15 protein-coding genes and 1 pseudogene are annotated in these 16,663 nt (G+C 73.0%); 7 read left to right on the top strand and 9 right to left on the bottom strand.

Annotation, left to right across the window (positions count from 1 at the left end; all coding sequences use genetic code 11):
* Positions 1 to 2: 2 nt before the first annotated feature.
* Together recX and ABZY57_RS14470 are read left to right on the top strand one after the other, a co-directional pair.
* Complete coding sequence (gene recX / locus ABZY57_RS14475; RefSeq protein ID WP_356511667.1) at positions 3 to 638, top strand: recombination regulator RecX; 636 nt, start codon at positions 3 to 5, stop codon at positions 636 to 638.
* Between the two features lie 133 nt (positions 639 to 771).
* A complete protein-coding gene (locus ABZY57_RS14470; RefSeq protein WP_356511665.1) occupies positions 772 to 3,327 on the top strand; it encodes an ABC transporter permease in 2,556 nt (851 codons plus the stop codon).
* Positions 3,328 to 3,504: 177 nt separating this feature from the next.
* Here the strand turns inward: ABZY57_RS14470 and ABZY57_RS14465 are convergent, their stop codons facing one another.
* The 8 genes from ABZY57_RS14465 to ABZY57_RS14430 form a co-directional block, all read right to left on the bottom strand.
* On the bottom strand, positions 3,505 to 3,897 hold the full coding sequence (locus ABZY57_RS14465; protein WP_356511707.1) for a rhodanese-like domain-containing protein: 393 nt from the start codon (positions 3,895 to 3,897) through the stop codon (positions 3,505 to 3,507).
* On the bottom strand, positions 3,888 to 4,415 hold the full coding sequence (locus tag ABZY57_RS14460) for a cysteine dioxygenase (protein WP_356511662.1): 528 nt from the start codon (positions 4,413 to 4,415) through the stop codon (positions 3,888 to 3,890). The genes ABZY57_RS14465 and ABZY57_RS14460 overlap by 10 nt, the downstream gene beginning before the upstream one ends.
* A 79-nt stretch (positions 4,416 to 4,494) precedes the next feature.
* Positions 4,495 to 4,581, bottom strand: coding sequence for a putative leader peptide (locus ABZY57_RS14455; protein WP_311318651.1), 87 nt, complete (start codon positions 4,579 to 4,581; stop codon positions 4,495 to 4,497).
* Positions 4,582 to 4,613: 32 nt separating this feature from the next.
* Complete coding sequence (locus ABZY57_RS14450) at positions 4,614 to 6,212, bottom strand: FAD-dependent monooxygenase (protein WP_356511660.1); 1,599 nt, start codon at positions 6,210 to 6,212, stop codon at positions 4,614 to 4,616.
* Between the two features lie 212 nt (positions 6,213 to 6,424).
* Positions 6,425 to 7,300 carry an amino acid ABC transporter permease gene (locus ABZY57_RS14445; RefSeq protein WP_356511658.1) on the bottom strand — a complete coding sequence of 292 codons (876 nt, stop codon included), beginning with the start codon at positions 7,298 to 7,300 and terminating at the stop codon, positions 6,425 to 6,427.
* On the bottom strand, positions 7,297 to 7,971 hold the full coding sequence (locus tag ABZY57_RS14440) for an ABC transporter permease subunit (protein WP_356511656.1): 675 nt from the start codon (positions 7,969 to 7,971) through the stop codon (positions 7,297 to 7,299). Before ABZY57_RS14440 ends, ABZY57_RS14445 begins: the two co-directional genes overlap by 4 nt.
* Positions 7,972 to 8,087: 116 nt before the next feature.
* Positions 8,088 to 8,942: a glutamate ABC transporter substrate-binding protein gene (locus ABZY57_RS14435; protein ID WP_356511654.1), complete on the bottom strand. Its 855-nt coding sequence runs from the start codon at positions 8,940 to 8,942 to the stop codon at positions 8,088 to 8,090.
* Positions 8,943 to 9,034: 92 nt separating this feature from the next.
* Positions 9,035 to 9,820: an amino acid ABC transporter ATP-binding protein gene (locus ABZY57_RS14430; protein ID WP_356511652.1), complete on the bottom strand. Its 786-nt coding sequence runs from the start codon at positions 9,818 to 9,820 to the stop codon at positions 9,035 to 9,037.
* Positions 9,821 to 10,103: 283 nt separating this feature from the next.
* Between ABZY57_RS14430 and ABZY57_RS14425 the strand changes: the two genes are divergently transcribed.
* From ABZY57_RS14425 to ABZY57_RS14415, 3 genes are all read left to right on the top strand, one after another.
* Complete coding sequence (locus ABZY57_RS14425) at positions 10,104 to 10,865, top strand: response regulator transcription factor (RefSeq protein WP_356511650.1); 762 nt, start codon at positions 10,104 to 10,106, stop codon at positions 10,863 to 10,865.
* A gap of 13 nt (positions 10,866 to 10,878) precedes the next feature.
* Entirely contained in the window at positions 10,879 to 12,297 is a 1,419-nt protein-coding gene (locus ABZY57_RS14420) for a HAMP domain-containing sensor histidine kinase (RefSeq protein ID WP_356511649.1), read from the top strand.
* Positions 12,298 to 12,670: 373 nt separating this feature from the next.
* Entirely contained in the window at positions 12,671 to 13,588 is a 918-nt protein-coding gene (locus tag ABZY57_RS14415; RefSeq protein ID WP_356511705.1) for an ROK family protein, read from the top strand.
* 18 nt (positions 13,589 to 13,606) lie between these two features.
* On the opposite strand, the gene ABZY57_RS14410 is transcribed toward ABZY57_RS14415, so the two are convergent.
* On the bottom strand, positions 13,607 to 14,602 hold the full coding sequence (locus ABZY57_RS14410) for a TAXI family TRAP transporter solute-binding subunit (protein WP_356511647.1): 996 nt from the start codon (positions 14,600 to 14,602) through the stop codon (positions 13,607 to 13,609).
* A 113-nt stretch (positions 14,603 to 14,715) separates the two neighbouring features.
* Here ABZY57_RS14410 and miaB point away from each other — a divergent pair, with 113 nt between their 5' ends.
* Both miaB and ABZY57_RS14400 read left to right on the top strand, forming a co-directional pair.
* Entirely contained in the window at positions 14,716 to 16,233 is a 1,518-nt protein-coding gene (gene miaB / locus ABZY57_RS14405) for a tRNA (N6-isopentenyl adenosine(37)-C2)-methylthiotransferase MiaB (RefSeq protein WP_356511645.1), read from the top strand.
* Positions 16,234 to 16,324: 91 nt separating this feature from the next.
* Positions 16,325 to 16,663, top strand: a pseudogene (locus tag ABZY57_RS14400) (hypothetical protein); the annotation flags it as partial.

Raw genomic sequence — 16,663 nt, 5'->3', positions numbered from 1 at the left:
CCGTGTGGGAGCAGGAAAGGGGCGGCGCGGACGGCGCTGAGGACCGCCGCGAGGGCAGTCGCCGGGGCCGCCGCGAGAGCGGCGGCCGGGGAGGCCGTCGTGCGGAGGGCCGTGAGGGCCGGGAGGACCGCCCGGAGCTGCCGCCCCAGAGTCCCGAGGAGCAGGCGCGGGCGATCTGTCTGCGCCTGCTCACCGGGATGCCACGCACCCGGCGCCAGCTCGCGGACGCCCTGGCCAAGCGGGACATCCCCGACGAGGTGTCGGAGCAGGTCCTCTCCCGGTTCGAGGAGGTGGGCCTGATCGACGACGCCGCCTTCGCCGGGGCCTGGGTCGAGTCCCGGCACCGGGGCCGGGGGCTGGCCCGCCGGGCACTGGCCCAGGAGCTCCGTACCAAGGGGGTGGCACCCACCCTTGTACAGGAGGCCCTGGAACAGTTGGACTCCGACCAGGAGGAGGAGACCGCCCGGGAGCTCGTGGAGCGCAAGCTCCGCGCGACCCGGGGCCTGGAGCGGGACAAGCGGATCCGGCGCCTCGCCGGAATGCTCGCCCGCAAGGGGTACCCCGAGGGCATGGCCCTGCGGGTGGTCCGCCGCGCACTGGAGGCGGAAGGCGAAGACGCCGAAGACCTGACGATCTGACGATCCGATGGGGCGACCCGCAGCCCCCGGGGCCGAGGGGCGCGCCCCTCGGGTGTGGGTGGGGTTAGCCCCCGCCCGGGGACGCCGGGGCGCTCCAATGTCCCGAGACAGCCCGGGCGGCAGAGTTTCCCCCATGAAGCTGCGCTACGCACTCCAGACCGTCAGAGACCGCAAAGCCGGTTTCCTCGGCGGCTTCCTCGCGCTGTGGTGCGCGGCGGCCCTCGTGACCGCCTGCGGAACCCTTCTGGAAACGGGACTGCGCGGGACGATCGCCACCGAGCGCTACGCGGGCGCCCCGGTGGTCGTCTCCGCCGACCAGAACGTCCACGCGACGACGGTCAAGGTGAAGAAGGGCGACAAGCCGAAGGTCAAGACGAAGCACAAGGCCAAGCCCGTCGCCGAACGCGCCTGGCTGCCGGTCGCCACCGTGGACACCGTCCGCGCGGTGCCCGGAGTCGAGCGGGCCGTCCCCGAGCTCACCTTCCGGGCCGTGCCGCTCACCAGGGGCGGACAGGGCGGCGACGGCGCGAAGCCCTCGTACGGGCACGCCTGGAGCTCGGCGGCGCTGACCCCCTTCACGCTCGCCGAAGGCCGCGCCCCCCAGGGCGGTGCCGAGGTCGTCGTCGACCGTGGACTCGCCGCCCGCGCGGCACTGAAGCCCGGATCCGAGCTCACCGTGCAGTCCACCGGCGCGCCCAAGACCTATGCGGTCAGCGGGATCGCCGCCGCGGCCGGCGGGAGCCTCGCACACCAGAGCGCGCTGTTCTTCGGTGACGCCGAGGCGCAGCGGCTCGCCGCCCGCGACGGCCGGGTCAGCGCCATCGGGGTACGGCCCGGGGCCGGGGTCGACGCGAGCGAGCTGGCCGGGCGGATCCGGCAGGCGCTCCAGGGCACCACCGCGCAGGTGGCCACCGGCGACGAGCGGGGCCCGGTGGAGTTCCTCGACGCGGCCGACGCCCGGATCAAGCTGGTCTCCATGGGCGGCGCGATGGGCGGCACCTCGCTCCTCGTGGGGGTCCTCGTGGTCGTCGGCACCTTCTCCCTGTCGGTCCAGCAGCGTCACCGCGAGCTCGCCCTGCTCCGCGCCATCGCCGCCACCCCCGCGCAGCTGCGGAGCATGATCGGCCGCGAGGCGCTGCTCGTCGGGCTGGCCGCCGGAGTCGCCGGAGCCCTCGCCGGGCTGCCGCTGGCCGCCTGGCTGCACGGCCGGTTCGCCGACGCGGGGGTCGTCCCCGTGACCCTGGAGCGCACCGCCGGGATCTTCCCCATGATCGCGGCCGTCGGCGCGAGCCTGCTCGGAGCATGGGCCGCGGCCCGGATCACCGCACGGCGGGTGGCCCGCGTCCGCCCCGCCGAAGCACTGGCCGAGGCGGCCGTCGAGCGGAGCCGGCCCACGTGGGAGCGGCTCGTCGCCGGGGCGCTGCTGCTGGCGGCCGGGGTGGTGCTGGTCGCCGTACTCAGTACCTTGCGCACCGAACCGGCGTCGACTCCGGTCACCTTTCTCGCCGTCGTGGTCCTCGCCGGAGCCGTCTCGCTGCTGGGCCCGCTGATCGTCAAGGGCGCGGCCGCGCTGCTCGCCGGGCCGCTGCGGCTGGCCGGTCCGGGCGGCCGGCTGGCCACCGCGAACCTGCGCGGCAACGCGACCCGGATGGCCTCCGCCGTCACCCCGCTCACCCTGCTGATCGGGATGGCCTGCACCGTGCTCTTCGTCACCCCGACCCTCGGCGACGCCGCCCGGGCGCAGGCCCGTGAGGGCGTACGGGCCGAGTGGGTGCTCCAGGGCCGGGGGCCGGGGGTTCCCGGCGCCGCGGCCGAGCGGATCCGCCGGACCCCCGGGGTCCTGGCGGCCACCGAGATCGTGCACACGTCGATCCGGGTGGGGCTGACGAAGTACGCGGCGCAGGGCGTCACCCCGGCCGGGCTGGACCGGACCTGGGACCCGGGAGTGACGGCCGGGAGCCTGGCGGGGTTCGGGGAAGGGAGCGCCGCGGTGAGCGAACTGGCCGCGGACCAGCTGAACCTGAAGCCGGGCAGTCCGCTCTCGCTGACGCTGGGGGACGGCACACCGGTGACCCTGACCGTGTCCGCGGTGTACGCGCGGGGGCTGGGCTTCGGGGACGTGACGCTGCCGCACGGTCTGGTCGCCGCGCACGTCGACGACCCGCTCGCCTCGAGCGTGCTGGTGGCGGGGCCGTTGATGCGGGAGGCACTCGCCTCGGCGGTACGGGACCACCCGGGCGTGGCCGTGCTGTCGGCCGCCGAAGCGGACGGCGCACGGGCGGAGCGGCAGGCGGCCGGGTCGGAGATCAACCTGCTGGCGATGGGTCTCGTCCTGGCCTTCACCGCGATCGCGGTGGCCAACACCCTGGCGATGTCCACGGGGGAGCGGCTGCGGGAGTTCGCGATGCTGAGGCTCGCGGGGGCGACGCGCCGACAGGTGCGGGGGATGCTGCGGGTGGAGGCGCTGGCGGTGCTCCTGATGGGAGTGGTGCTGGGGTCCGGGATCTCGCTGGCGGTCCTCACCGCGTTCAGCGTGGGCATGACGGGGGCGGCGGCCGCGGTGGTGCTTCCCCTGGTGTACGGGGTGGTCGTGGGCGGGGCCGGACTGGTGGCGCTGTGCGCTACGGGCTTCGCCGGGCGGGTGGCGATGCGGCCGCGCCCGGTGGACCTCGCGGCGGCCAAGAGCTGACTCCCGGGGGGCCGCCCGGTCCCCGGCCCCGTACGGAGCCCCGGCGCCCGCGCCGTGCGCGCCGCCGCGCGGGGCGGAGTTCCCCTCCCCCGCCCTTCCACCGTTGCCCGGGCTCCGCCCGGACGCGCAAAGCCCCTGGGCTCCGCCCCGGACCCCGCGCATCGAACGCCGGCGCGTTCAGGAAGGAGCGGGGATGGTGGGCAGGCCGGCGGACTTCCAGGCCTGGAAGCCGCCCGTGAGGTCCGTCGCGTGGGGGAGGGACAGGGCGTGCAGGGAGGCCGCCGCGAGGGTGGAGGCGTACCCCTCGTTGCAGATGACGATGATGCGGACGTCGTGGTCCACCGCCTCCGGGAGGCGGTGGGAACCTTCGGGGTCGAGGCGCCATTCCAGTTCGTTGCGCTCGACCACCAGCGCGCCCGGGATCAGTCCGTCCCGCTCGCGCAGGGCCTGGTAGCGGATGTCGACCAGCAGGGCCCCGGCCAGGGACTCCGCGTGCGCCTGGGCCGGGTCCACGCGGGTGTACGTGGTCCGCAGCCGGTCGACGAGGGCGTCGATGCCGCTCACTGCCAGTCCGCCGGACGCTCGACCTGCTCCAGCGTGAGCACCGGGCCGGTGCGGCTGTAGCGGCGGATCAGGGGGAGCGGCGGGTGGTACGCGTGGACGGAGATCGCGTGCTCGGTCGCGGACTCGTTGAGCACCTCGTGCACGTGGTGCTCGCCGAAGGCCCGCCCGGTGCCCGCGTCCAGTCCGCGCGTGCGGTCCACGTCGGGCGCCAGGGAGAGGGACTGCCAGCCCTCCGCCGGGAGGCGGACCGCCAGGGAGTTCTCCGTGAGGCGCCCGCGCGCGGTGGTGAACGCGCCCCGGGACTCGGCGTGGTCGTGCCAGCCGGTGCCGGTGCCGGGCGGCCAGCCGATCAGCCAGGCCTCACTGCCGCCCGGACCGTCGAGCCGGATCCACGTCCGGCCCTCGGGGTCGAGGGGGAGGGAGGCGATCAGTTCGGGGTCGGAGGCGACGCGCTGGGTGAAGGCGAGGAGGTCCGCCGCCGAGAGAGCGGCGGCCGGTGCCGGGGCGTGCGTGGGTGCAGACATGGAGGATGACCGTCCTGGGGGTTCGCGGGAGTGCGCGGCGGATCCACGAAGGCGCGCGCAGGGAAGACGAATCGGCGAATCAGCAGGAAGGGCGACAGACGCAGCCCGCGTAGCGGAGCAGGTCCATGTGGACCCTCCGCCACAGGCGCACGTCGTTGCCGGTCATGTCCGCGAGTGAAGCACGACTCGCCTGGAGGGTCAATCGATCATCGGTGTAGCGGTCGGCACACCGGCGGACGGCAGGCCCCGGGGTGCCGGGGCCGGGGCAGCGGTCGCCGGGCCGCGCCGGACCGCGTCCGCGGCCTCGTACAGCTCGGCGGGGTGGACCCCGGCGAACGTGGCCGCCAGGTGCCCGTCCGGTCGTACGAGGAGCACGGTGTGCGCCGCCGCCCCGGGGTAGCCGTCCGCCACGAGCAGCTCCGCCCGGACCGGCAGCGCGGCGACCGCCGCCGCGAGGCGGGGCATCAGGCCGGCGCCCATCCAGTGCCGCCGGTCCCAGACCCCGGTGCCCGGGGCGACGAGGACGACGAGCAGCCGGCCCCGCCCGAGCTGGTCGCGCAGCGGCACCGTCGAGCCGTCGGGCGCGGTCACCGGGACGTTCTCCACGGGCCCGCCCGGCTCGGTGGCGGTGGGCACGTCGTGGACCGCCACGGGCGGGGCGTACACCGGCTCCGCGCCGAGCGGGCCGCGCCCCAAGTGGCCGTCGGTCAGCAGCAGTTCGGCGGCACGCGAGGCGCCGGGGAGGTAGGTGCGCAGGCCGCCCCCGGCACGCAGTACGGGCATGGCCTGGTCGGCGGCGCGCAGCCGGGCGGCCACCGCCCTGCGGCGCTCGGCCTCGTAACTGTCGAGGAGTTCCTCGGAAGCCCCCTGGTGCCAGGCGAGGGAAAGCTTCCAGGCGAGGTTCTCGGCGTCCCGGAGCCCCTCCTCGACGCCCTGGGTGCCGAGCGCGCCGAGCAGGTGCGCCGCGTCCCCGGCGAGGAAGCAGCGGCCGTCGCGCCAGCGCCGGGCGAGCCGGTGGTGCAGGGTGTGGACCCCGGTGTCGAGGAGCTCGTACGGGGGCGTCGTGCCCCCGCACCACAGCGCGAGGCTGTCGCGGATGAGGGTCACCAGAGCGTCGGGGGTGACCAGGTCCCCGCGCGCCGGGAGCAGCCAGTCCAGCCGGTACACCCCGTCGGCCAGCGGCCGGGCGGTGACCTCGTCGGGCGGGCTCCGGTGCAGCAACGCCTCGCCGGGCCAGGGGAGTTCGGTGCGCAGGGCGGCCACGGCGTGGCGCTCGACGGCGGTGCGGCCGGGGAAGCGGATGCCGAGCAGCTTGCGCACGGTGGAGCGGGCTCCGTCGCAGCCGACCAGGTGGCTCCCGCGCCACCACGTGGTCTCGGCGCCCCGGGTGTGGGCGGTGACCCCGCGGCCGTCCTGTTCCAGGGAGTCGAGCTTGCTCTCGGTGATCAGCTGGATCTGCGGGTGCGCCGTGGCGGCGTCGCGCAGTCCGCGGGTCAGGGCGTGCTGGGGCAGGTGGATCGGGGCCGGGCCGTCCTCGAAGGTGATCCGCTGGGACTCGCGGCCGCGCCGCATGGTGCGCCAGGCGGCGAAGTACGCGCCCTCGTCGCGCAGGGTCGTGCAGCCCAGCCGGTGCACCATGGCGGCGGTGTCGGCGTGCAGGGCGACGGTGCGGGCGGGGCGGGGTTCGTCCTTGCCGGACCCCTCGTCGAGCACGACGCAGGGCACGCCCTGGCCGGCCAGGGCGAGGGACAGGGACAGCCCGACGGGCCCCGCGCCGACGACGATCACCGGGTCCATGATGTGGCTCCCGGTGTCCGGTATGTGATCACAGAACGTATGCAACCCACTGGAGGTGCCTGCGTCAAGTGACGCCGGTCCGGACAATGCCGTGTGGTGCGGCGGATGAGTTCCGCCGCACCACACGTGTCCCGCCAGTGTACTGACCGGCTGTCAGGCCGGGTGCCGGACGCGGGTTCGAGCGCATGTCCGATGCCGCGCCGGGAGGGCGGTCAGGCGCCGGTGTTCTCGCCCCCGTCGATCTGACTCACCGGCACGATCGCGTCGGTGGTCCGCTTCGACTTGCGCAGGCGGCCTTCCAGCCAGGAGGCAAAGCTGGTGAGGGCGAAGTTCACGACGATGAAGATCGCCGCGATCACGATCAGGGTCGGGATGGTGTTGCTGTAGTTCGCCGAGATCTGCCGGTACGTGGACAGCAGCTCGGCGAAGCCCAGCACCGCACCGCCGATCGCGGTGTCCTTGAGGATCACGACGAGCTGGCTGACCAGCGCCGGCAGCATCGCGGTGACCGCCTGCGGGAGCAGGACGTAGGTCATGACCTGGCCCTTGCGCATGCCGATTGCCTTCGCGGCGTCGGTCTGGCCCTTCGGCAGCGACTCGACGCCGGCCCGGACGATCTCGGCGATGACCGCGGAGTTGTACAGGACCAGCCCGGTGACCACGGCGTACAGCGGCCGCACCGCGGAGTCCACGCCCGTGTACTGCACGAAGAAGGCGGAGCCGAAGAGCATCAGCATCAGCACCGGGATGGCCCGGAAGAACTCGACCCAGGCGCCCACGGCGCTGCGTACCCACGCGTGGTCGGAGAGCCGGCCGATGCCGAGCAGGGCACCGAGGGGCAGGGCGATCACCATGGCGATGGCGCCGGCCCGCAGTGTCTCACCGAGCCCGGGGAGCAGGAAGGTCGTCCACACCTGGCTTTCGGCGAAGAAGGGGCTCCACTTGTCGGCGTCGAGCTGGTTCTTGTCCGCCAGGGCGGACAGCACCCACCACGTGATGGCTGCGGCCACCACGAGGAAGACGCCGCTGTAGATCCAGTTGCGGGCCTTGGCCCGGGGGCCGGGGGCGTCGTACAGCACCGAGGTCATCGCTTCACCGCCACTCGCTTGGCAACCCAGCCCAGGAGCAGGCCGGTGGGCAGGGTCAGAAGGACGAATCCGAGGGCGAAGACGCCGAAGACGGCGAACAGGTCCTGCGGCTCGTTCTCGACCATCTCCTTCATCAGCAGCGCGGCTTCGGCCACGCCGATCGCCGCGGCCACCGTGGTGTTCTTGGTGAGGGCGATCAGAACGTTGGCGAGCGGTGCGACGACCGCCCGGAACGCCTGCGGGAGCACGATCAGGGTGAGGGTCTGGACGAAGCTCATGCCCAGGGCGCGGGAGGCCTCGGCCTGGCCGACCGGGACCGTGTTGATGCCCGAGCGGAGCGCCTCGCAGACGAAGGTTCCGGTGTAGGCGATGAACCCGAGCACCGCGAGCCGGAAACCGATCTCCTTGAACGTGCCGCCGCCGAGGGTGACGCCGAGGGTCTGGTTGAGGCCCAGCGAACAGCCGATGATCAGCACGGTCAGCGGGGTGTTGCGCACGAGGTTGACGTACGCGGTGGCGAAGCCCCGCATCAGCGGGACCGGGCTGACCCGCATCCCGGCCAGTACGGTGCCCCAGATCAGGGACCCGACGGCCGAGTAGAGGGTGAGCTGAACCGTCACCCAGAAGGCTCCGAGCACGTCGTACTGCCCGGAATCAAGAAAATCGAACACGATGGCCTGCGCTCTCCCCAGGATGGCCAGGTTGGCCGGTGGGGCACGGCGCCGCCCGCGGCAGGCGGGCGGCGACGGTCCTCACCGATGGATCGGCCGGCGGACCGGCCGCCGGGTCAGCTGCCTTCGGTGACCGCGGGAGCCGGCTCGTTCTTGTAGCCGGACGGGCCGAAGTTCTTCTTTACGGCCGCTTCCCAGGCGCCGTCCGCTTCCATCTTCTTGATGGCGGCGTTGACCTTGGTCTGAAGCTCCTTGTCGCCCTTCTTCAGGCCGATGCCGTAGTTCTCGTTGCTCAGGCTCAGCCCGACCAGCTTGAACTTGCCCTTGTTCTTGTCCTGCGAGGCGTAGCCGGCCAGGATCGAGTTGTCCGTGGTCAGGGCGTCGACGGTCTTGTTCTCCAGGCCGGTCAGGCACTCGGAGTAGCCACCCAGCTGCTGCAGGTCGGCCTCGGGGGCCAGCTTCGTCTTGACGTTCTGCGCCGAGGTGGAGCCGGTGACCGAGCAGAGCTTCTTCTTGTTGAGGTCCTCGGCCTTGGTGATCGAGGTGTCGTCGGCGCGGACCAGCAGGTCCTGGTGCGCGAGGAAGTACGGGCCGGCGAAGTCGACCCGCTCCTTGCGCTTGTCGTTGATCGAGTAGCTCGCCACGACCAGCTTCACGTCACCGTTGGAGATCAGGTTCTCGCGCTCGGCGCTGACGGCCTGCTTGAACTCGATCTGGTCGGGCTCGTAGCCGAGCTCCTTGGCCACGTAGGTCGCCACGTCCACGTCGAAGCCCGTGAACTTGCCGTCGGGGGTCTTGAGGCCCACACCCGGCTGGTCGAACTTGATGCCGATGACGATCTTGTCCTTCTTGGCACTGCCCGACGCGCCGGCGTCGCTGCCGGACTTTTCGCTGTCGCCGCCACAGGCGGTCGCGGTCAGGGCGAGAGCAACGGCGACGGCGGCGGCCGCGCCGACCTTGGAGAGCTTCATGGTGGACTTCCCTCGAAGTGAGACGTGAGACAGACGTGAAGTGAGACGTGCTGGACGACGATCCGTCACCGGATCACTACCAGATACGAAGGTCAGTGGTGCAGGATCTTCGAGAGGAAGTCCTTGGCCCGGTCGCTCCGCGGGTTGCTGAAGAACTGCTCGGGCGTGGCCTCTTCGACGATCTTTCCGTCGGCCATGAAGACGACCCGGTTGGCGGCCGAGCGGGCGAAGCCCATCTCGTGCGTGACGACGACCATGGTCATCCCCTCCCGGGCGAGCTGCTGCATGACCTCCAGCACCTCGTTGATCATCTCCGGGTCGAGGGCCGAGGTCGGCTCGTCGAACAGCATCACCTTCGGGTCCATCGCCAGGGCGCGGGCGATGGCCACGCGCTGCTGCTGGCCGCCCGAGAGCTGCGCCGGGTACTTGTCGGCCTGCGAGCCGACACCCACCCGGTCGAGGAGGGACTTCGCCTTCTCCAGGGCCGCCGCCTGGTCCGTCTTGCGGACCTTGAGCTGGCCCAGCATCACGTTCTGCAGCACCGTCTTGTGTGCGAAGAGGTTGAACGACTGGAAGACCATGCCCACATCGGCGCGCAGCTTGGCCAGTGCCTTGCCCTCCGACGGCAGTTGCTTGCCGTCGACGGTGATGCTGCCCGAATCGATCGTCTCCAGGCGGTTGATGGTCCGGCACAGCGTGGACTTGCCCGACCCCGAAGGGCCGATCACCACGACGACCTCACCGCGGGCAATGCTCAGATCGATGTCCTGAAGCACGTGCAGCGCGCCGAAGTGCTTGTTGACGTTGCTCAGCACGACCAGGTCGTCCGCGGCACCGGCCGCGTCCCGCACGTCCTTGGTCACTGATACTCCGCTCATCGGCTTGGGGCTCCGTCCTCCTCGGTTGGGAGGACAGTAGTGACGTGGCGCGCACAGCGTCATCACATCTGAGGGAGAATTGAGCATAACGATCCGGCCTCGCGCCGATACGCTCCGTACCCGCAGGCTCCCGGCCCCGGCCGCGGCGTACCGGGTGCGTAACGGAAGCCCCTTCGGACCGGAACCGCCTTGACGTGGGAGTCGGCATGGGCGTGGATGCTTGGTGGTCCATGATGGCCGCCAGGCGAACGCGAAGAGATCAAGAGATGGAGAGGGGGACGACATGAGACTGCTGCTCGTCGAGGACGACGACCACGTCGCCGCCGCCCTGTCCGCGATCCTCGCCCGGCACGGCTTCAAGGTCACCCATGCCCGCAGCGGCGAGGAGGCCCTGCAGGCCCTTCTGTCGGCGGGCGCACCGCCCCTGGCCTCTCCCTACGGGGTGATCCTGCTCGACCTCGGCCTGCCCGACCAGGACGGCTACGAGGTCTGCGGCAAGATCCGCAAGCGCACCAGCACGCCCGTCATCATGGTCACCGCCCGGGCCGACGTGCGCTCCCGCATCCACGGACTCAACATGGGCGCCGACGACTACGTCACCAAGCCCTACGACACCGGTGAACTCCTCGCCCGCATCCACGCGGTGGCCCGCCGCACCGGAGCCTCCGAGGAGAGCGCCGCCACCGGCCCGGCCGGCACGCCCGGCGTGGTCAGCCTCGGGACCGTCGGCATCGAGCTGTCCACCCGCCGGGTCAGCGTGGACGGTGTCGACGTACCCCTCACCCGCAAGGAGTTCGACCTGCTGGCCCTGCTCGCGCAGCGCCCCGGCGTCGTCTTCCGCCGCGAGCAGATCATCAGCGAGGTCTGGCGCACCAGTTGGGAAGGCACCGGCCGGACCCTCGAGGTGCACGTGGCCTCGCTGCGGTCCAAGCTGCGCATGCCGGCGCTCATCGAGACCGTCCGCGGCGTGGGGTACCGGCTCGTCGTACCGCCCGCACCGGCGGCCTCCGGCCCGCCCGCCGCCTCCGCCCCGCCCGCCGTCTAGCGGCCACCCCGTCGTGCGCGCCCGTCTGCTCCCCCTGCTCGTCGTCCTGATGGCGGGCGTCCTGCTCGCCCTCGGCTTCCCGCTCGCGGTGGCCCTCGCGGCCGGGCAGCAGCAGCGGGTGGTCGTCGACCGGATCGACGACACGGCCCGCTTCGCCGCGCTCGCCCAGTTCGTCATCGACGCCGAGGGCTCGAAGTCCAGCGGAGCCGACGAACGCCGCGCGACCCTCCAGCACGAACTGGTCCGCTACCAGGAGCTGTACGGGATCCACGTCGGCGTCTTCCGCCGGAACGACGACGCCATCGCCCGGTCCCCCGGCGGGTGGGAGCTCCCGGGGGACGGGGAGGGCCGCAAGGCGTTCAAAGAGGCGCTCGCCGGACGGCGCAGCCACGACCCCCCACAGGTGTGGCCCTGGCAGAGCCGCGGCAAACTCATCGTCGCCTCCCCCGTCGTCCTCGACGGGGACGTGGTCGCGGTGGTCGCCACCGAGTCGCCCACCGACCAGATGCGCGGCCGGATCCTGCGCGGCTGGCTGCTCATCGTCGCCGGCCTCGGCGCGGCCATGCTCGTGGCCTTCGGCGCCGCCCTGCGGCTGACCAGCTGGGTGCTCAAGCCCGTGCAGACCCTGGACGCGGCCGCCCACGGCATCGCCACCGGGCGGATGAACTCCCGCGTCGCCGCGGGCGGCGGACCTCCGGAACTCAGGCGCCTGGCACGCTCGTTCAACGAGATGGCCGACAACGTCGAAGAGGTACTGGAACAGCAGCGGGCCTTCGTCGCCGACGCCTCCCACCAACTGCGCAACCCGCTCGCCGCGCTGCTCCTGCGGATCGAGCTGCTTGCCCTCGAACTGCCCGAGGGCAACGAGGAGATCGCCTCCGTACGGACCGAGGGAAAGCGCCTGACCCAGGTCCTGGACGACCTGCTCGACCTGGCCCTGGCCGAGCACGCCTCCGCCGAGATCAGCCTGATAGACATCGCGGGGCTGGCTGCCGAGCGGGTGACCGCCTGGCGCCCGTACGCCGAGGAGAAGGGCGTCCGGCTCACCGGGACGGGGCGGACCGCCGCCACCGGCTGGGCCGACCCGATCGCGCTGTCCAGCGCGCTCGACGCCGTCATCGACAACGCCCTCAAGTTCACGCCGGCGGGCGAGGACGTCGAAGTGGCGCTCTCCGTGGACGGCGACCGGGTGCTGATCGTCGTCGCCGACCGGGGTCCCGGGCTCACCGAGGAGGAGCTGCTGCGGATCGGGGACCGGTTCTGGCGCAGCGGACGCCACCAGAACATCAAGGGCTCCGGGCTCGGCCTCTCCATCTCCCGCATCCTGCTCGCCGCGGGCGGGGGCTCCCTCTCCTACGAGCAGAACCCGCCGCACGGGCTGCGCGTGACGGTGGCCGTCCCGCGCACCGATCCCTCCGCCGGCCCCGAGTGACCCGCAGGATCGACTGCTCGAACGCCCCGCATCAGAGGCTCCGGTCCAGGTGAGGGCGGCCTTGCCGGACTGCAGGGCCGAGGCGGACACGGCCGGTGTGCCCGGAGTACCCGGGCGGAGCCGCGCGGCGGCCTCGACGACGTGAGGGCGGTGGCCGGCGTGGCCGCCGCCGAGCGGGTCGCGGGAGGCCCGCCGAGGTCCCGCGAGAGCGAGCGGCCCGGGCTGGAGCCCCGTGAGAGTACGGCGCCGCCGCGGGCCGCATACTGAAACCGACCCCCTTCCTGGAGCGCCCCCCGTGACCACTCCCACCCCCACCTCCGCATTTCCCGCCCCCCGTGCCGGTGCGGCGGCCGACTCCGGCCCCACGGTCGCGATTGACATCGGCGGTACGAAGATCGCCGGAGCGCTGGTGGACGCCGACGGCGCCATGACGGCCACCACCCGCCGACCCACCCCGCGCGGCGCGGACGGAGACACCGTGTTCGCCGCCGTCGCGGAGGTCGTCGCGGAGCTCGCGCAGTCCCCGCTGTGGGACGCGGCCGTCCGGTGCGGGATCGGCAGCGCGGGCCCGGTGGACGCCGCGCGCGGCACGGTCAGTCCGGTCAACATCGGCGCCTGGCGGGGCTTCCCCGTACAGGCCCGGGTGGAGGCCGAACTCGTGCGGCACGGGGCGCGGATCCCGACGGTGCTGGCCGGCGACGGGGTGGCGATGACCGCCGCCGAGCACTGGCTGGGCGCCGCCCGCGGACACGCCAACGCGCTCTGCCTGGTGGTCTCCACCGGCGTCGGCGGCGGACTCGTCCTGAACAACCAACTGCACCCCGGCCCCACCGGGAACGCCGGTCACATCGGCCACATCAGCGTCGCCTTCGACGGGGAGCCCTGCGCCTGCGGAGGCCGCGGCTGCGTGGAGTCCCTCGCCTCCGGCACCGCCATCGCGGCCTGGGCCCTGGCCCAGGGGTGGGTCCCGGCCGGGGACGCCACCGCGGCCGGAGTGGCCGCCGCCGCTGCCGCGGGCGATCCCGTCGCCCTGGCGGCCTTCGACCGCGCGGGCCGGGCGCTGGCCGCCGCCATCGCGGCCACCGCCACCCTCGTCGAGACCGACATCGCCGTCATCGGAGGCGGGGTCGCCGCCAGCGGGGACACCCTCTTCGGGCCGGTCCGGGAGCACCTGGCCTCGTACGCGACCCTGTCCTTCGTCAAGGACCTGCAGGTCGTCCCGGCGGCCCTGGGCACCCACGCGGGCCTGATCGGGGCCGCCGCGGCGGCGACGATGCTGCTGCCGTCGTGACGGGAGCCGGGGTGCGCCCTACGGCTTGACCGAGCGGTAGTAGCGGGCCGCGCCGTCGTGCAGTTGCAGGGGATCCGTGTAGATCGCCGTCCGCAGGTCCACGAGCTGGGCCGCGTGCACCTCGCCCCCGATCTTGTCGCGGCTGTCGATCACCGTGCGCGTGAACTGCTCCGTCAGCTCGGCGCCCGCGTCCTCCCGGGTCACCAGCAGGTTCGGCACCGCGACGGTGGACACCGCCGAGGTGTTGCGGGCGCGCTCGTAGGCGTCCTGGGGCATCACCGCCGCCCGGTAGTAGCGCGCGGGGCTGCCACTGGCCTGGAGCGCCTCCACCAGGTCGCCGAGCTGGACGAGCCGGATCTCGAACCGCTCGGAGAGCTCCTTCACGGAGGTGGTGGGCAGTCCGCCCGACCAGAAGAAGGCGTCTATCCGGCCGGCCTCCAGCTCCGCCGGCACGGTGTCGATGCCGATGGCCACCTGGGTGACGTCGCGCACCGGGTCCAGTCCCGCCGCGGTGAGCATCCGCTCGGAGATCAGCCGCACCCCCGAGCCCGCCTGGCCGACGGCGACCCGCTTGCCCCGCAGGTCCCGGGTGGACTGGACGGGCGAACCGGCGGGCACCACGAGCTGGACGTAATCGTCGTAGAGGCGGGCCAGGCCGCGCAGCCGGTCCGCTCCGGGCTTCCGGTCGACCTGGTACTTGGCCACCGCGTCGGCCGTCGCCACCGTGAAGTCGGCCTCGCCCGCGGCCACCCGCTGCAGGTTCTGCTGCGAGCCCTCGCTGGTGTTCAGCTGGACCCGCACCCCGGGCACGTCCTCGGCGAGGGCCTGCTCCAGCAGCTGGCCGTAGCGGTGGTAGACCCCCCTCTGGACACCGGTGCTGAGGGTGATCCCACCCGTGAGCTCCGGCCGGCCGAAGGGCCGCAGCCACCAGACGAGGGCGCAGAGCACGGCCAGCACGGCCACCAGGGCCCGCAGGGCACGGCGCCTGCTGATCCGGGTCGGTACGAGAGGCATGGCCGCGATCCTGCCACCGACCCGCCGTCCTGTCACGGCCGGCCCGGGCCCGCCCGGCCCGCTCCGGCTCACGCCCGGCCCCGGCCGCCACGCCCGACCCGTACCCTTGCCGGGTGAGTACCGAGAGCGGCGAGGCGACTGTTGTGAAAACGTACGAGGTCCGGACGTACGGCTGTCAGATGAACGTGCACGACTCCGAGCGGCTGTCGGGCCTGCTGGAGGACGCCGGGTACGTCCGCGCGCCCCAGGGCTCCGACGGCGACGCCGACGTCGTCGTGTTCAACACCTGCGCCGTCCGCGAGAACGCCGACAACAAGCTCTACGGCAACCTCGGGCGGCTCGCCCCGATGAAGACCAAGCGCCCCGGCATGCAGATCGCCGTCGGCGGCTGCCTCGCGCAGAAGGACCGCGACACGATCGTGGACCGCGCCCCCTGGGTCGACGTGGTCTTCGGCACGCACAACATCGGCAAGCTGCCCGTCCTGCTGGAGCGCGCGCGCATCCAGGAAGAGGCGCAGATCGAGATTGCCGAGTCGCTGGAGGCCTTCCCCTCCACGCTGCCGACCCGGCGCGAGTCCGCGTACGCCGCCTGGGTCTCGATCTCCGTCGGCTGCAACAACACGTGCACCTTCTGCATCGTCCCGGCGCTGCGCGGCAAGGAGGAGGACCGCCGTCCCGGCGACATCCTCGCCGAGATCGAGGCGCTCGTCGCCGAGGGCGTCTCCGAGATCACCCTGCTCGGGCAGAACGTCAACGCCTACGGCTCCGACCTGGGCGACCGCGAGGCCTTCTCCAAGCTGCTGCGCGCCTGTGGCGCCATCGAGGGCCTGGAGCGGGTCCGCTTCACCTCCCCGCACCCGCGCGACTTCACCGACGACGTGATCGCGGCGATGGCCGAGACCCCCAACGTCATGCCGCAGCTGCACATGCCCATGCAGTCCGGATCGGACACGATCCTGAAGGCGATGCGCCGCTCGTACCGCCAGGAGCGCTTCCTCGGCATCATCGAGAAGGTCCGCGCCGCCATCCCGCACGCCGCGATCTCCACCGACATCATCGTGGGCTTCCCCGGTGAGACGGAGGAGGACTTCCAGCAGACCATGCACGCGGTGCGCGAGGCGCGCTTCGCGAACGCCTTCACCTTCCAGTACTCCAAGCGCCCCGGGACCCCGGCCGCCGACATGGAGGGGCAGATCCCCAAGGAGGTCGTCCAGGAGCGCTACATGCGCCTGGTCGCCCTCCAGGAGGAGATCTCCTGGGACGAGAACAAGAAGCAGGTGGGCCGGACCCTGGAGGTCATGGTCGCGGAGGGCGAGGGCCGCAAGGACGGCGCCACGCACCGGCTGTCCGGGCGGGCCCCCGACAACCGCCTGGTGCACTTCACCAAGCCCGACGAAGAGGTCCGCCCCGGTGACGTGGTGACCGTGGAGATCACCTACGCGGCTCCGCACCACCTCCTCGCGGAGGGCCCGACGGGGACGGTGCGCCGGACCCGTGCGGGCGACGCGTGGGAGAAGCGCAACGCGGCTCCGGCGCAGCCGAAGGGCGTCCTCCTCGGCATCCCGACCCTGGGCGTCCCCGCCCCCCTGCCGGTGACGACGTCGGGCTGCGCGGCGCCCGCCTCCTCCTGACGCGCGGGCACGCGGCGAGCTGACGCGTGGGCACGCGGCGAGAAGCAGGGACGGGCTCCGCGCCCACCCGGCGGAGGCTACGCTGCGGATCATGCTCGTAGCCGCCGCCGTCTGCCCCGCCCCGCCGATGCTCCTGCCGGAGCTCGCCACGGGAGCCGCCGCCGAACTCGGCGATGCCCGGACCGCGTGTTCCGACGCGCTGTCCGTGCTCGCCGCCTCCCGGCCCGATCTGCTCGTCGTGGTCGGAGCCTGCGACCCGGACCACCACGGTGCCTACCCCCAGGGCGCCCGCGGCACCTTCCGCGGATTCGGCGCCGGGGCCGACGTACGGCTGGGCGAGGGCGAGGAGGGACCGCGCCTGCTGCCCACCCCGCTCGCCGTCGGGGCCTGGCTGCTCGGCCGCGCCGGCTGGGGCGCCGCGCCTCTGGAG

Origin of the sequence: Streptomyces sp. NPDC006450 (assembly GCF_040612195.1) — a bacterium.
In the GTDB taxonomy this organism is placed as follows: Bacteria; Actinomycetota; Actinomycetes; order Streptomycetales; family Streptomycetaceae; genus Streptomyces.
The sequence above is the reverse complement of the archived record's forward strand: the minus strand, read 5'-3'. Positions and strand labels throughout refer to the sequence as shown.

Excerpts from the sequence above, each read along its gene's own strand:
- ABZY57_RS14470 (WP_356511665.1), top strand. The coding sequence starts at position 772 with ATGAAGCTGCGCTACGCACTCCAGACCGTCAGAGACCGCAAAGCCGGT.
- ABZY57_RS14460 (WP_356511662.1), bottom strand. The coding sequence starts at position 4,415 with ATGTCTGCACCCACGCACGCCCCGGCACCGGCCGCCGCTCTCTCGGCG.
- ABZY57_RS14455 (WP_311318651.1), bottom strand. The coding sequence starts at position 4,581 with ATGACCGGCAACGACGTGCGCCTGTGGCGGAGGGTCCACATGGACCTG.
- ABZY57_RS14450 (WP_356511660.1), bottom strand. The coding sequence starts at position 6,212 with ATGGACCCGGTGATCGTCGTCGGCGCGGGGCCCGTCGGGCTGTCCCTG.
- ABZY57_RS14445 (WP_356511658.1), bottom strand. The coding sequence starts at position 7,300 with ATGACCTCGGTGCTGTACGACGCCCCCGGCCCCCGGGCCAAGGCCCGC.
- ABZY57_RS14435 (WP_356511654.1), bottom strand. The coding sequence starts at position 8,942 with ATGAAGCTCTCCAAGGTCGGCGCGGCCGCCGCCGTCGCCGTTGCTCTC.
- ABZY57_RS14430 (WP_356511652.1), bottom strand. The coding sequence starts at position 9,820 with ATGAGCGGAGTATCAGTGACCAAGGACGTGCGGGACGCGGCCGGTGCC.
- ABZY57_RS14425 (WP_356511650.1), top strand. The coding sequence starts at position 10,104 with ATGAGACTGCTGCTCGTCGAGGACGACGACCACGTCGCCGCCGCCCTG.
- ABZY57_RS14410 (WP_356511647.1), bottom strand. The coding sequence starts at position 14,602 with ATGCCTCTCGTACCGACCCGGATCAGCAGGCGCCGTGCCCTGCGGGCC.